Annotated in this window: 8 protein-coding genes; 1 reads left to right on the forward strand and 7 read right to left on the reverse strand. The window is 62.1% G+C overall.

Translation table 11 applies throughout. The features are described from left to right. Positions 1–21: 21 nt before the first annotated feature. A complete protein-coding gene (locus tag AOA62_RS26595; protein WP_099550206.1) occupies positions 22–1,011 on the forward strand; it encodes a hypothetical protein in 990 nt (329 codons plus the stop codon). Here AOA62_RS26595 and pbpC read toward each other — a convergent pair. From pbpC to AOA62_RS26635, 7 genes are all read right to left on the reverse strand, one after another. Beyond that, positions 1,008–3,317 (reverse strand): penicillin-binding protein 1C, encoded by a 2,310-nt coding sequence (gene pbpC / locus AOA62_RS26600; RefSeq protein WP_099550207.1) that lies wholly within the window; start codon positions 3,315–3,317, stop codon positions 1,008–1,010. The genes AOA62_RS26595 and pbpC overlap by 4 nt on opposite strands. Further along, complete coding sequence (locus tag AOA62_RS26605; protein WP_099550208.1) at positions 3,298–9,114, reverse strand: MG2 domain-containing protein; 5,817 nt, start codon at positions 9,112–9,114, stop codon at positions 3,298–3,300. Before AOA62_RS26605 ends, pbpC begins: the two co-directional genes overlap by 20 nt. A 309-nt stretch (positions 9,115–9,423) precedes the next feature. Then, positions 9,424–10,356: a phosphatidate cytidylyltransferase gene (locus AOA62_RS26615; RefSeq protein ID WP_099550210.1), complete on the reverse strand. Its 933-nt coding sequence runs from the start codon at positions 10,354–10,356 to the stop codon at positions 9,424–9,426. Position 10,357: 1 nt separating this feature from the next. Next, complete coding sequence (locus AOA62_RS26620; protein WP_017135106.1) at positions 10,358–10,978, reverse strand: 1-acyl-sn-glycerol-3-phosphate acyltransferase; 621 nt, start codon at positions 10,976–10,978, stop codon at positions 10,358–10,360. Positions 10,979–10,987: 9 nt separating this feature from the next. Then, positions 10,988–11,431 (reverse strand): hypothetical protein, encoded by a 444-nt coding sequence (locus tag AOA62_RS26625; RefSeq protein ID WP_099550211.1) that lies wholly within the window; start codon positions 11,429–11,431, stop codon positions 10,988–10,990. Next, entirely contained in the window at positions 11,421–12,719 is a 1,299-nt protein-coding gene (locus AOA62_RS26630) for a phosphatase PAP2/dual specificity phosphatase family protein (RefSeq protein WP_099550212.1), read from the reverse strand. Before AOA62_RS26630 ends, AOA62_RS26625 begins: the two co-directional genes overlap by 11 nt. 2 nt (positions 12,720–12,721) lie before the next feature. Next, positions 12,722–14,476, reverse strand: a complete 1,755-nt coding sequence (locus AOA62_RS26635) for a bifunctional alpha/beta hydrolase/class I SAM-dependent methyltransferase (protein WP_099550213.1) — start codon at positions 14,474–14,476, stop codon at positions 12,722–12,724. Between the last annotated feature and the right edge of the window lie 5 nt (positions 14,477–14,481).

Here is a 14,481-nt window from a genome sequence, read left to right on the forward strand (position 1 = left end):
CCAGACAGGGGTGTCATCACTATGAACAGAGGTTTCTACCGTGCGGACAAACGCTTGCCGCTCAGCCTTTCGTACTCGCTGAGACCTGGTCTGGTAAAAGTCTGTGGCACTGTGATGCTCAAAGAGTCGCGCTTATCCCCAGTGGATGGCTTGCCCTGTGCCGGGTATTCACTGCAGATCCAGGAGAGCTACCGCGACAGCGGCGAAAGGGATGCATGGCGGACAGTATTTACTGACGCACAATGCAATGACTTTGCGCTCAAGGATGCCCACGGCACTGTGGATATCATCGCCGAAGGCATTGAGTTGTTTTCAGGCCAAGTGCCACAGCTAGGGGACTATCGTTACACCGCAGGACCGGGCCGCCAGCAAGGAGAAATCTTGCTCAGCGAAAGCCTGGAGGTCATGGTTATCGGTACTGCAATACAGCGTAACGGTAAAACGGTGATCGTCCGGGGTGAGGAGGCCGATACGGTATTTGGTGTGGAGCGGCTGCGCACTGTGAACAACTATCGTCTCGCTGTGCCAGCGTGGCGCGCCTTGGGGTTATGCAGTGCCTTGGTGGTGTTGTTCGGTATGGCGCTACTGCTTATAGATCCGGCGCAATGGATGCAGTGGCAGTTGCCCAGCCGCGATACGTTCCAGCAAATGGCTGTATTGGGGCCATTCTATGAATGGGTGGCTTTGTTGTATCAGCGCCAAGGTTTATCGCTGCCGTTGTTGGCTGCCTTCGGTTGGATGGGCATAGTATTCGTGCTGATGTGCGTTGCACGGGTGTTTCTTTATCGAGATATCCACAAGCGGGTTCAGCCCATACTTATCGCCTGGGGAGTGGTTGGCGTGATCGGTGGCGGCCTGGTGACGTGGGCATTGGTGGCGCTCGAGTTCGATCCATTCAAGATTTTTTTGATCTGGCTGAGCGTGATCATCGTCGCACTGGCCTTTTCTATTACCCAACAGCGGGCTTTGCAGGCGTTGGTGGCGAGCGTTTTCAAAACCGAGTTGACCTAAGGTACAAACTCTACTCGTAACCCGCGGCTAGCACTGCGCCCCTGATCATCGCTGACCCGCAGCCGGTATTCGCCCGACTTGCCCGGCCGCCAGTTCAAGGTGGTTTGCGGCGGGCCTTGGCCGATCAGGGTCTGGTCGGCAAACCAGTACAGCGTGGTCGCATAACTGGCCGCGTTGGCATTGAGCGGAATGCTTTCCTGCGGCTGGGACAGGCGCAACTGGTAGCTCACCTGGGTCAGCGGCGAGCGAATTTGCGGCGCTTCGCTTTGGTCGCTGATGCGGTTGGGTTGGCAATTTTTCATCACGTTCGGCGGCGTGCGCCGGGGCAGGCCGGCGGCGCGGTACAGGCGCTGCACGTCGCTGGGCCAGAATTCGAAGACTTCTTCGCGGGTGTATTGCGGGTCGAACGGCGGGCACGCGGCCTTGCCGGTGCGGGTATCGATCAGTACCGGGCGGTGCAGGTTGGACACGCGAATTGGCGACACGCCGGGGATGTACCAGGTCTTGCGGGTTTGCGGGCACCAGCGGTTGGGCAACTCGCCGGAGGCCGCACACACGTCGATGCGCACCAGCCCGGCGGGCGGCTTGTCGGGCTTGATAACCACGTTGGGCAAGGCCAGCGGCAGGGCGTCGGCGATACGGAAGAACAGCGGCGCGGCGGTTTTGGCGCCGATAAACGTCGGGTTCGGCCGCCCATCAAAATTACCCACCCACACCACCAGCACATACGGCCCCACCAGGCCCGCGCTCCAGGCATCGTGAAAGCCCCATGAGGTGCCGGTTTTCCACGCGGTGCGCCAGTGGCGGCCGGGCAGGCCATCCGGGCGTGGGTTGCGGCGCAGCATGTCGCGCACCATAAAGGCTGCTTGGGGCGTGAGCAGTTGCGCGCCGGTGGTTTGCGGTTGTTCCTGCAAATAGCGCAAAGGCCGCAGATGCCCGTCACCTGCCAGCATCACATACAGGCGCGCCAGTTCCTCCGGCGTCATCTCGCCGCCGCCCAAGGCCAGGGCCAAACCGTAGTGGCTTTCCCCACGCAAGCCTTTGATACCGGCGCGTTGCAGCAAGCCATACAGCGAGGGCGACTGCACCTGGCTGGCGAGCCACACCGCCGGAATATTGCGACTACGGATCAACGCATCCCGCGCCGTCAGTGGCCCGACAAAACTGCCGTCGAAATTTTCCGGCTGGAAGTAGCCGAAGTTACTGGGTAAATCCTTGAGGATGCTCATGGGGTGGATAACCCCCTGATCCAGCGCCAACCCATACAGAAACGGCTTGAGCGTCGACCCCGGCGAGCGCCGCGACAACACGCCGTTGACCTGCCCGTGGATGCCTGTGGATAAGTAATCCGCCGAACCTACCAGCGCCTTGACGCTCTGGTCGCGGCTGTCCACAAGGATGGCCGTGGCGTTTTCCACACCGGTACTGCGCCGCTCGGCAATAAAGCCTGTGATCAAGCGTTCGAGCAGTTGCTGCAAAGGCAGGTTGAGGGTTGAGTTGAGTTCGTTGCCGGGTTGCGACGCCAGCAGCTGTTCGCTCAAGTGCGGTGCCAGAAACGGTATCTGCTGGCGGTTGCGCGCCTCCAGAGGCAAGTCGAGCAAACTGTCGTTACGCGGGTCCTGTGGATAAGTTTCGCGCCAGTCGGCCATCAAGCGCAGCCGCGCATGTTGCAGCGACGGCCCGAAGCGCGCGCGTCGCCCCGGTTGCTGTGGGATCACCGCCAGCGCCAAGGCTTCGGACAACGACAACTGCGCCGCCGACTTGCCAAAGTAAATCCGGCTGGCCGCTTCGGCGCCCTCGATATTGCCACCCATGGGCGCCAGGTTCAGGTAAGCCTCAAGGATATCGTGCTTGCTGTAGCGCGCTTCCAGCCACAGCGCCAGGGCCATCTGCTGCAATTTGCCCGGCACTTGGCGGGTGTTGAGGTCCCACAGCCGCCGCGCCAGCTGCATGCTCAAGGTCGAGCCGCCCTGGCGCTGGCCGCCGCTGTAGGTGGCCATGGCCGCGCGCAGCAACGCCGGGGGGTTGATGCCCGGGTGCCAATAGAAATTGCGGTCTTCCTTTAGCAGCAAGGCCTCGACCAGTGACGGCGACATGCGCTCCAGCGGCAGCCACAGGCGATATTGCCCGTCCTGCGCCAAGGTCATGCGCAGCAACGCGCCGTCATCGGCCAACACCACGCGGGACGAGGTGACGGCCTGTTCCAGCGGGGCATGGGGCCACCATCGCAGCCCCGCCAGCGTGCCTGTAAAGAGTACCGCCGCTGCAAGCAGCGGCGTCAGGCGTTTAAGGCTTGGTAATTTCAAGCTGGCCTACTTTGCCGCGCCCTTGCAGGGTGGTTTCGTACATGCCTTCGGCGTAGGCCGGTGGCGTATTGAACGTCCCTGCGTTGGTGGCGCGCACGCGGTACACGAAAGTGCCTACATCACGCAGCGCGGTGCCGTACAACACCACCCGATCATCGCGCACGTCCACGTAGTCCGGCTGCCAGTTGCTCAGCTCGGTTTCGCCGATCGGCGCCTGCCAGGTATCGGCTTCGTCACCGTCTGCGGTTTCCACGTACTCGGAATCGTCGCCTTCACTTTCACTTTCTTCGTTGCTGGCGGCCGCTTCCGGCTCCGGCGGCAAGTTATACACAGGCTCGACGCCACCGGGCAGCAGATCGACCACGGCCACTTGCTGCACTTGGTCGCGGTCGGTGGCGCGCAGGCGCAGGCGCACCAGGAACTCGTCGCCCACCGCGACTTTGCTCACTGGCTCGCCTTTGAGGTCGAGGTATTCGTGGATGATCTCCAGGCCATTGTTGATGGGCTTGAGCTTGGCGCCCTTGTCGAAACCGGCTTCGCTGAGCATGTAGAAGGCGGCCGGTCCGTCGGTTTTTTCCATCACCAGCTTCTGCGTTTTACCCGGCACGGCGGCGCGCGGTGGCTGGCCGGCCATCTCCAGCAATTGCTGTTGCTTGTCGCCCAGCCAGGCGGTCGCCTTGAGGGTCATGTCGCTCTGGGCGCGCTGGCCATAATTGTCCAGGGCGCGCAGCAGCAGGGCGGCCGACAGCGAGTTGTAACGCTGTTCGTTCAGGCGCTTGCCGAGTTTATCCAGCAGCGCCGTCGGTACATCGTCAAGCAACTCGGGGAAGTGGCGCGCCAGCAGGTGCAAGTGCTCGGCGTCGTGTACCAGCGGGTCGTAATACAGGCCGTCGCTGTCCCACTTATCCACCAGCGAACGCCACGGGATTTTGCGGAACAGGGTATCGGCCTGACGATCCTGCTTGAGCAGCTTGTAACTGGCCGCCAGGTAAGCGGCGCCAAGGTCGTTTTGCCAGGTGTCTTTGAAGTAGCTCTCGTAGCGCTCGCGGATATCGCTCAAGGCGCCGCTCACCAGAATTCCCTGACGGCTCAAGAGGTAACTGGCGTAGGCACGGTTGCGCAATTCCGACAGACCTTCGCTTGGGCCATTGGCCAAGTCGGTCAGGTAGGCGTTGGAGCGCGCCAGCAGGTCTTCCGGCACCGGCAGCCCGCGTTCCTTGGCTTCGATCAGGAAGTCGGTGGCGTACAGGCTGGCATACGGCGCCACGTCCGGGTTGGCGGCCCACAAACCAAAGCCACCGGCCGAGTTCTGGCGCTGGCGCAGCATGCGCACCGCGCCGCTGAAGGCTTGTTCGGCTTCTGGTGCGGTACCGCCCCAGATCAACGCCGGCATGGCCTTGGACACCAATTGCTCGGTGCAGGCGTAGCCATAGTCATCCAGGTAATGCTTGAGGCCGTTGGCCCATACCAGCGGCGAGGCAGCCACACCCAGTTGCACATCGCGCAATTGGCTGAACAGCTCACGCGTCGGTTTCAGCTCTTTGCTGGCGCTGTCGAACCGGCCCAGGCTCAAGGCCACGCGATGCTCGCTCAGTGGGCGGATCGACGTGGTTTCTGCGACCTGGATACGTTTGCCGTTCGGCAGTACCGCGACAAAACGCAGGTCCGCGGAGCCGAGGGTTTCACCGACCTTGATCTTGAACTCGGCAGTGCCTTCCTTGCGCGGTTGCAGCGACAGGGTACTGCCTTTGTCGCCCTGCACGTTTAGCCCGTCGCTGGTCTGCACTTCAAACTTCACGTCCGCTGCCGCGTCGAGGTTACTGAACACCCCGGCGCTCACATTGAACACGTCCCCCGGCGCCACAAAGGCCGGCACGTTCGGCGTGATCACAATCGGCCCGCGCACTTCGGTATTGGCCTCGCTGACGCCCACGCTGTCACTGTCCACTGCCACCGCAAACAGGTGCAGCTTGCCGTTGAAGCTGTCCGGCACCTGGTAATGCAGCACGGTTTCACCGGCCGGCAGGTCAACCAACCCGGACCACCAGGCCACGGGCGGCTGGTGTTTACGCTTGAACGGGTTGAGGTGGTTGGCCAGCGCGCCTTCGGTGTCACCACCGGGCGCTGCGCCACTGAGCAGGCGGCTGAATTCCGGCAGGATCAGGTCAAGGATCTGACTGGTGCCAACCTCCAATGCGCGTTTCTGGAAGAAGAAGCCCAACGGGTCGGGCGTCTGGTAACGCGCCACTTGCAGGATGCCTTCGTCCACCGCGTAAACCACCGCGCGGCCTGGGCGGTCGGCAGTTACCTTGATATCCAGGGTCTGCCCCGGCTCGATCTTCTCCGGGCCTTCAACCTTGAGCGCCATGCGCCGTGCATCCAGGTTGATGCTGAACGGCACCACGCCGTAGGACAGCGGGCTCATATAGACCTCAGGCGAACCCATGTCGCGCACAAACTGCACGTTGACGTAGGCATTGCCCTCAAGCCCGGCAGGCACGCGGATATGTTGCACGCTGTTGGTGCTGTCGGCCTTGAACCACTGTTGGGTGTAAACCTTGTCACGCTCGATGGTGATCAAGCCGGCACCGGTGTAAGGCGCGCGGATGCTGATCGCTATCTCATCACCGGTGGCATAGCTGCGTTTATCCAGGCGCAGTTGCAGCTCGGCGTTGCGCTCCAGCGAGCGCGAGGTGTTGCCGCGCCCGGCCACGCTGTAGTCGATCTGGTTGAGCAGGCGGCCATTGGCGTCTTTGACCTGCAGGGTGAAATCACCCGGCGTGCCGGTGTTCAGGGTCTGCTTGGCGCCGTCCTTGGTCATCGTCAGCGGTGAGGCCGGCTGGCTGATGTTCTTGATGCGCGACTCGTATTTGTAGGTGCCGTTGGACTGTTTCACCAGTACCGATACGTAACGGTGTTCGACCACTTCACTGGTCAGGCCATCCACTGCCATCGGCGTGAGGTCCGGCGCGACGGCCAGCCATTGCACCTGACGCGGGGCGTCCTTGGCGACGTACGACAGCGAGTCCTGACTTTTCACACCGACCAGATAAGGCGCGGACGACACCAGCAGCGCACTTTGCGCCGCCACGTTGCGGCCACCTTCGGCCTCGAACACCTGGGTCATCACCTGCAGGCGATAGGTGCTGCTGGCAAAGCGTTGCAGGTTGAGGTCGAGTACGGCCTGGCCGTTGTCGTCGACGGTGGTTTCAGCCAGGTCTTCGGTGCTGGCTTCTTCCAGGGCGTCGTTGAGGCGGAAGCGGTAATCGGGGTAACGGTCAAAGGCCGCGAGCGTCGGGCTCAGGGACATCTTCGCCGTGACGCGTCGGCCGGCTGCCGGCGCGCCGAACAAGTGCATCGCGGTGACTTTGGCCACCACCTGGTCCGGTGGAATCCAGCCCAACACCGGCGTGTCGTGCAGGCTCAGGCTGACCTTCATGCGGTCCGGCTCGAAGTCGCGGACCTTGAAGCTGACACTGCCCAGGTCGTTGCGGGTATTTTTCTGGCCAATCAGTTGCAACGTCGCGGTGTACTCACCGGCGGGAGCGACTTCACTGCTGGGGAAATCAAAGGTTTCAAAGCCGCTGGTGGACAGTTTGAGCGGCTGGCGAATCACTTCCAGGCCGCGCGGGTCGGTGATTTGCAGTTCAACCGGCAGGCCTTGCAAGGCACCTTTCCAGTCGCCGCTGCGCACGATCATGCCCAGGTGCGCGGTCTCGCCCGGGCGGTACAGGCCACGGTCGGTGAACATATACGCGCTGAGGCGATTAATCGCGCCGTCTTCTTCCAAACCGCCTACATCGAAGCGTGAAAAGTCCAACTGCTGGGACTGACGGGCAATCGGCAGGAACGACTGGTCATTGCCGCGCGTGACTACATACATCAGCGGCGTTTTCTCACGGCGCAGTTCATCCAGCTTGGCGAAATGCGCGTGGCCTTCGGCATCGGTGCGGCCGCTGGCGACCGGCAGACCGTTGCGACCCATGATATCGACTTGTGCATCGGCGACCGGCGAGCCGTTGCCGATGGACTGCACAAACACATCGTGGCTGCCGTCGCTGGAGCGCTTGGCGATGATGCCAAGGTCGGTAACCACGATAAAACGCAGGTCGCTGGTGCTGTTGCGTTCGTACTCGAACGTGCGCTCGGCCGGGTCATCCTGCGGGCTCAGCTTGAGCACGAAAATACCGCGACGGCCGCCATTGGCGGTGAGGTAGTGGCTCAGATCCACGTTGTCGTAGACGGTTTTCGCCGGGTCATTGGACGACAACGCAATATCCAGCGACTGACGCTCAACCATGCGGTCGAAGTATTCATTGCCGAAATTCGGCCGGGCGAAGCTGCCGCTGCTTTGGTCGACCAAATGCTGCAACTGGTTGGGCAGCAGGCGGGCGATTTCCACATGGGCACCGGGCACGCCACGGGCCATGAAACCCAGGCGTTTTTCGCCGTTGAGGCTCAGCAGCGCGCCGTCCGACAGGAACTGCAAGGTGCGTGGGTACGCCGGCATGCTGATCAGCGAAGCGGTAGGGTTTTTCGCCAGATAACCGCCAATGGCTTCCAGGTTGGCGGGCACGCGTACATACAGCGCGCGGCCGGCCGGAGCCTTGAACTTGAACGCATGCAGGGTGTTCAGCGGTTCGACGCTGGGCACGTGGGTCAGGTTGACCTTGGTGCTGCGCGCCAGCATCGCGTCGTCGATGTCGTTGCTGGTGTAAGGGCGCGTGTCGTCTTCAGCCTTGGCCGGCAGCAGCCAGGCCTGGACCTTACCGGCGATGGTGTCATCGGCCACGGCGCTGGAGCTGCTGAACATCAACACCGGTTCCGGTTCGCCGCGCTCGTTGTCGACAAAGCTGACTTCGGCACCGGTAAACGTCAGGCGATATCGGCCGGGCACGGTGACTTCCGCCACCAGTGGCGCGTTGCTGGCATTGCCGCCGTCACGGGCTTTGATGCCTTCATCGAGCTTGGCGCTGACCGGCGTGCTTTCCAGTGGCGTGGCCAGGGCGGCGGAGCGCACGTAAGCATTGAGCTTGAGGTCGTCGAAGGTGATTTCCGGGCGGTTGGGCAGCTGGGCGTCGCGGTAGGCCAGGCCTTTGCCGAGGGTTACCGAGACGCGCTTGCGCAGGTTGTCTTCATCCACCGGGTGGGAAAAGTGGAAGGTCGCCACCAGCTGTTTCAGTGTGGGGTTGGACGGGTCTTGGTACAGCTCGTTTTGCGCCAGGGTGGCGCGGAACGGTTGGGTGGAGAACTGGCTGCTGTATTGGCTGAGCAGCACGCCGTCAGCCAGCAGCTGTTTCTTGGCCAGGTCGAGCGTGTAATGGGCATCCACAGGCCAGTCTTTTTCCGGCACGAACAATAACGTGCGGTCGTCAGACCAACGCCAGGCACCGGCTACAGCGGGTTTAAGGGTAATGCCTTCAGTGACCGGCTTGCCAATGGCCGCCAGCGGAGCCACGGACTCGGCAAAGCGCACCTGCAAGTTATCCACAACCGGAGGCTGCTGGGTGTAATCGGTCAGGTTCGGCTTATGCAGCGAATAACCCACGGTGTGGGGCTGCGGCAAATTCGAATACCAGTGCCAGCCGTAGAAACCAGCAGCGGCCAGCAGCACCAGGCCCAAGACCCCGGCACCCGCCTGGCGCGGATAGGCGCGGGCTTTACTGCCCAGGTTCCCCACGCCACGGCCCGTGGCTCGCAGCCAGGCGGGCGGCTGCCATTGGCCAAAGATGGCACTCACCACAGTCAGTAAAGCACCGAGAATTCGGCGGCTGATCGCTTTCAACGAATCGAACATGGTGAGCATCCCTGGCAAAGTGCGGCCTATCTTACACGCGTCTTTGATACAAAAGATGACGTGAAGTGGTCAGCGTGCTCAGGTGTGTTGCACAAAGGTGAGGCGTACCGCAAAACCGATCGAAAGGTTGGCCGCGAAGCAAGGTTTCGGATTGAGCGGGGGCCTCCCAATACACCACAAAACCCTGTGGGAGCTGGCTTGCCTGCGATGGCGGTGGCACACCAAAAAGTGATGCTGGCTGACACTCCGCTATCGCAGGCAAGCCAGCTCCCACAATTGATCTGTGTTGGGCTTAAGAGAGCGTGTTCCTCAGGTCCACCAGTAGCGCACAAGGTGGAAGAAAATCGGCGCGGCAAAGCACACCGAATCCAGGCGGTCCAGCATCCCGCCGTGGCCTTCGATCATGTGCCCCCAATCCTTCACGCCCCGGTCGCGCTTGATCGCCGACATCACGATGCCGCCGGCGAAGCCCAGCAGGTTGATCAGCAGCGCGATCAGGAATGACTGCCACGGGTTGAACGGCGTGGTCCACCACAGCGCCGCGCCGATCAGGGACGACAGCAGAATCCCGCCGACAAAGCCTTCCACGGTTTTGGACGGCGACAGGTTGGGCGCGATCTTGTGTTTGCCGAACAGCTTGCCGCACACGTACTGCAGCACGTCCGACAGCTGCACCACGATCACCAGGTAAGCGATCAGCAACAGGTTGCGGCCTTCGTAGCCGGGAATGTCGAGCGTCAGCAGGGCGGGCACGAACGACACGCAGAACACCGCGATCATCAGGCCCCATTGCACCTTCGACGCACGCTCCAGAAAGTGCGTGCTGTCGCCGCCCAGTGAGGCGAGGATCGGCAGCAGCAGGAACACGTACACGGGGATAAAGATCGAGAACAGCCCGTACCAGTCGGCGTAGATCAGCAGGTATTGCAGCGGCAGCGCCAGATAGAACGCCGCCACCAGCGCTGGGTAATCGCTGCGGCGGGGGGGGGGGGGGGGGAGAAATTCGCGCAGGGCGTAGAACGACACCGCGTAGAACAGCAGGATCACCGCGCCGGTGCCGAGCCAGAAGGCGATACCGATCACCACCACCATCACCCACCAGGCATTGATGCGGGCGTTAAGGTTGTCGACCACCGCATTCGGTGTGCCACGGGTGCGCAGTTTGAGGATCAGGCCGATCAGCGAGGCGAGCACCAGGATCGCGCCGATTCCGCCGAACAGCATCAGGGTTTGGCTATCCATGTCAGACATGCTCCGGGGCGAGGGCAAGCAGGGCGTCGCGGGTGCGGGCGAGGAAGGCGGTTTTGTCTTCACCGTCTTCCAATTGCAGCGGCGCGCCAAAACTGGTGGTGCACAGCAACGGCAGCGGCAGTACGCGGCCCTTGGGCATGACCCGGTTGAGGTTGGCGATCCACACCGGAATCAATTCGGCCTGTGGGTAACTTTTTGCCAGGTGATACAGGCCACTTTTGAACGGCAGCAAACCGTCCTCCAGGTTGCGCGTGCCTTCGGGAAAGATGATCAAGGAATCGCCGCCTTCCAGCGCGGCGAGCATCGGCTGCAAGGGGTTATCCACAGGGTCTTTACGCTCACGGTCGATCAACACGCCGTTGAACACGCGGTTGATGATGTAGCGGCGCAGTGCGCTTTGGTTCCAGTAATCACTGCCGGCCACCGGGCGCGTGAATTTGCGCAGGTTCTGCGGCAACGACGCCCATAACAAGACGAAATCACCGTGGCTGCTGTGGTTGGCGAAGTAGATGCGCTGCACCGGCACCGGTGCGCAGCCCAGCCACAGGCTGCGGGCGCCGGTGACGGTGCGGGCCATCGAAGTAATCAGGGTGGCGACCACGGGTTCGAACATGGGGATTCCTTATCCGGCGAAAGGTAGCCAAGGGCTGGCGAGGATGACGGCCAGGGTCAGCAGCGCTTGCGCGCCCAGCAACCAGGCTTGTTTGCGCAGCAGTTTGAGCGCGCCGCGACGGCGTTCGATCCAGGGTCGGCCGGCGCGTTTGGGCGATTGCAGGCCGAGGCTCTGCAAGGCTTGGTCGAGGTCGGCCGTGCGCTCGGTGTCGCGGGCCAGCAGGGCGAACAGGTCGGCGTCGAAGGCCACGCGCAAGGCCCAGTACTTTTGCAGCAAGCCGAGAATAATCATCCACAGGCTGAGCAGCAGGCACAGGGTCGAAACGCTCGCCAACAGCAACTGAGCGAGGCCAAACAACACGCCAGCCACGGTCAGGCCTGTGGATAACTGATCCAGCGAACGGCCACGGCGCAGCAGGCTGGCAACAACCTGAAGTTCCATATCAGCGGGCATGGGGCAAACCCTCCAACGCTTTACGGTGAGCAGGATGCAGGACCACTTCGGCCCGTGCTGTAAGAATAATAGCCAGTGCCTCGTCGACCGTGGCAGCACGCCCGCTGTGCAGCAGCCACGCGGCGACGGCGGTGGCGCTGCGTGAGTAGCCGAGGGCGCAGCACACCAGCAACGCGCCGTTTGAACGCAGGCGCTCAATGGCTTCGGCGGCTTGCTGGCACTCGGCGGGGGACGGGGCAATCAGGTCCAGCACGGGCACGCATTCATAGGCGCGGCCCTGTGGATTAATCGGCAATTCGGCGCACAGATCGACGATAGCCTTGAAGGAACCTTGCTCGTCGTTGGCAGGAATTCGACCAAGCCAGACGTTATCCACAATCTGGTCAGGCTGTGGATGTTTACGTGTCCACAGCCTGGAATTTATCCACGCAGCCGCCAAATAGGGTGCATACAGCCAGCGCGCGGCAGGAGTGAGCCGGCCGTCTTTGCGCTTCTGGAAGCCCGACGCGCCGAGTACAAAGTAGTTCGCCTTGATCAAACCCAAGGAAACCGCTGGCCAAAGCAGCCACAACCACCCGCCGCGCAGCACCAAGGCCAGGATTACCAGCACTAAAGCGCCGAGGCCGTAGCGCATGCCCAGTCGCCATCGTTTTGTATCCCGCGTCAGCCGTACATTCAACAGCGGGCTTGGATGTTCCACCGGCCACAGCCACACACACAACCAACCGGCCAGGGCGCCTGTGGGTAAGTCGATAAAGTGATGTTGATAAGTGGTCAGCACCGAAATACCGATCAACGCAAACCAGCCATGCACCAGCCAACGCCAAAACCCTCGGGTGTGGCGCTGATACATGACCCACAAAATCACCAGCAGCGCGATATGCAGCGACGGCGCCTGGTTAAAGGGTTTGTCGAACCCGGCCAGCACTGCAAACAGCCAGCCGAATACGCCATCCAGCTCCGGCCGTTCAAAGGTGAAACGCAGCGGCCAGATCAAAAAGCAGCTCACGGCAATGACTTGCGCACTGAGCAGGCGCAACGCGTGTTGTTTCAGCTCATGGCGAGTATTGGGCAGTAGCAGTGAAAACCCGTACAGCAGGTCAATGGACCAGTAGGGCACGATGGTCCACGCCCAGAACGGCATATGGGTTTCCCAGCCGAAGACCAGCGTGCCCACATCGCTGCGCTGGCTGGTGACCCAGGTGGCAAAGCCGTAGGTGCTGAAAAACAGCGGCGCCAACAGCAATAGCCACAGGACTGCGGGTTTCAATAAACCGGGTTCGCGCATGCTCAGATCTTCTGTGCCAGGGACACGGTGAAAATGCCCCACTCATCCACACGCTGGGTGATTTTGCGAAAGCCCGCCGCCTCGACCAATTGATCCATCTCTGCCTGGCTGCGACGGCGCATTACCCAGGCCTGGCCCTGGCGATGGCTGGTCAACGCGCGGGCGATCAATTCCAGTTGCGGGTGCCACGGCTGGCCGGTGTAGACCAGGTACCCGCCGGGCTCCACCGCTTCGGCAAGACCGGCCAGCGAACCGCCGACCATGCCGTTATCGGCAAACAGCTCATACAGGCCGGACACCACTGCCAGGGTCGGCTTGGGCGTCAGTGCCGCCAAGTCTGCTCTATCAAATGCATCGCCTTTGACGAACTGCGCGATGTCCCCCAGACCTTTTTCACGAATCAGCGCGCCGCCGTCACGCACGTTGATGTCGCTGTAGTCGCGCAGCAGGATCGATTCCGGCAGCGGCGAAACGCCTTGCAAGGCTTCAAGAATGTAGCGCCCGTGGCCGGCGGCGATATCGACGATGCGCACCTCGCGATGTTCATCGCGCAACCTGGCCATGGCCAGCCGTAGCAGTTCCTCGACGTTCAGCTTGCGCTGGCGAATGCCGCGCCAGCCGATGGAGTTGAGGTAGTTGGTGTCGATCATCCGCCCCAAGCCGCCCTTGCCGGTGGGCGTGTTGCGGTACACGTAGTCCAGGGTGCTGCCGGAGTCGAAGCCGGTGTCGAAACCCAGTTTCACCCCGTCCGACAGGTTCTTGCCCAGGCCCATGCTGGCGCGGGTGATGCGCCAGTACAGGTCGCGCAGGGAATTACGCGGCAGCGGCGCGGCGAGGGCTTCGGATTCGGCGCACGTGGCGCCGAGTTTGTCGGCGTCGAGCAGGGCCGCGCGGTCCAGCGGATGGGCGAAGTTCTGCAGGATAAAACGCCGAGCGCTGCTTACGGCCGTGGCGCGGTCGCGCTCGCCGAGGGTGTCGTGGAAAAAACCGGGCAGGATGTGCAGCTCTTTTTTCAGGCTGCCAAGCCGGTCGAAAAATTGCTGCTGGGGTTTGCGGTGCACCACGAAGTCGGAGCCGGAGATGAGCAATTGCGTCGGCACCTGGATCGCCTGGGCGTCGGCGACTACCCGGTCGGCGGCTTCGTACAAACCGAGCAGCACATTCACCGAAATCGCTTTGGTGATCAGCGGGTCGCTGTCGTAGGACGCGACGCGCTCAGGGTCATGGCTGAGGAACTTGGCCTTGACGTAGCTGTTGACGAAAAAGTTGCCGCGAAACTTGCGCATCAACGCCAGCCCAGGCCGGGCGAAGGGCACGTACAGCTTGACCTTTAACGCCGGGGAGGCGAGCACCAGCGCGCGGATTTTTGGCGCGTAGTCGTGTACCCAAGTGGCCGCGATCACCGCGCCGACGCTTTGGGCGATAACGGCGAAGTTTTGTTCTTCTATGCCGTAAGTGGCGCCGATGTGTTCGCAGAAGGTCTGCACGTCGCGGGCGCTGGTGGCGAAGCTTGGGCTGTCACCGCGGGCGCCCGGCGATTGGCCGTGGCCACGGGCGTCCCAGGCAAAGAAATCGAATTGCGGCAGGTCGAGTTCATCGACCAGGTGGGCAATACGGCCAGAATGCTCATGGCCGCGATGGAACAGCAGGATCGCTTTGCGCGGCTCGTCGCCCGCAGGCGCAGTGGCCGGCCAGTGTCGATAAAAAAGCTCGACGCCATCGTGGGTACTGAAGGTGTGCTCTTGCTGTTCGCGCATCGCAA

The organism is Pseudomonas sp. 2995-3 (genome assembly GCF_002742565.1).
Taxonomy (GTDB): domain Bacteria; phylum Pseudomonadota; class Gammaproteobacteria; order Pseudomonadales; family Pseudomonadaceae; genus Aquipseudomonas; species Aquipseudomonas edaphica.

Coding starts and splice junctions, on each gene's coding strand:
- AOA62_RS26595 (WP_099550206.1), top strand. CDS start 22: ATGAACAGAGGTTTCTACCGTGCGGACAAACGCTTGCCGCTCAGCCTT.
- AOA62_RS26605 (WP_099550208.1), bottom strand. CDS start 9,114: ATGTTCGATTCGTTGAAAGCGATCAGCCGCCGAATTCTCGGTGCTTTA.
- AOA62_RS26615 (WP_099550210.1), bottom strand. CDS start 10,356: ATGGATAGCCAAACCCTGATGCTGTTCGGCGGAATCGGCGCGATCCTG.
- AOA62_RS26620 (WP_017135106.1), bottom strand. CDS start 10,978: ATGTTCGAACCCGTGGTCGCCACCCTGATTACTTCGATGGCCCGCACC.
- AOA62_RS26625 (WP_099550211.1), bottom strand. CDS start 11,431: ATGCCCGCTGATATGGAACTTCAGGTTGTTGCCAGCCTGCTGCGCCGT.
- AOA62_RS26630 (WP_099550212.1), bottom strand. CDS start 12,719: ATGCGCGAACCCGGTTTATTGAAACCCGCAGTCCTGTGGCTATTGCTG.
- AOA62_RS26635 (WP_099550213.1), bottom strand. CDS start 14,476: ATGCGCGAACAGCAAGAGCACACCTTCAGTACCCACGATGGCGTCGAG.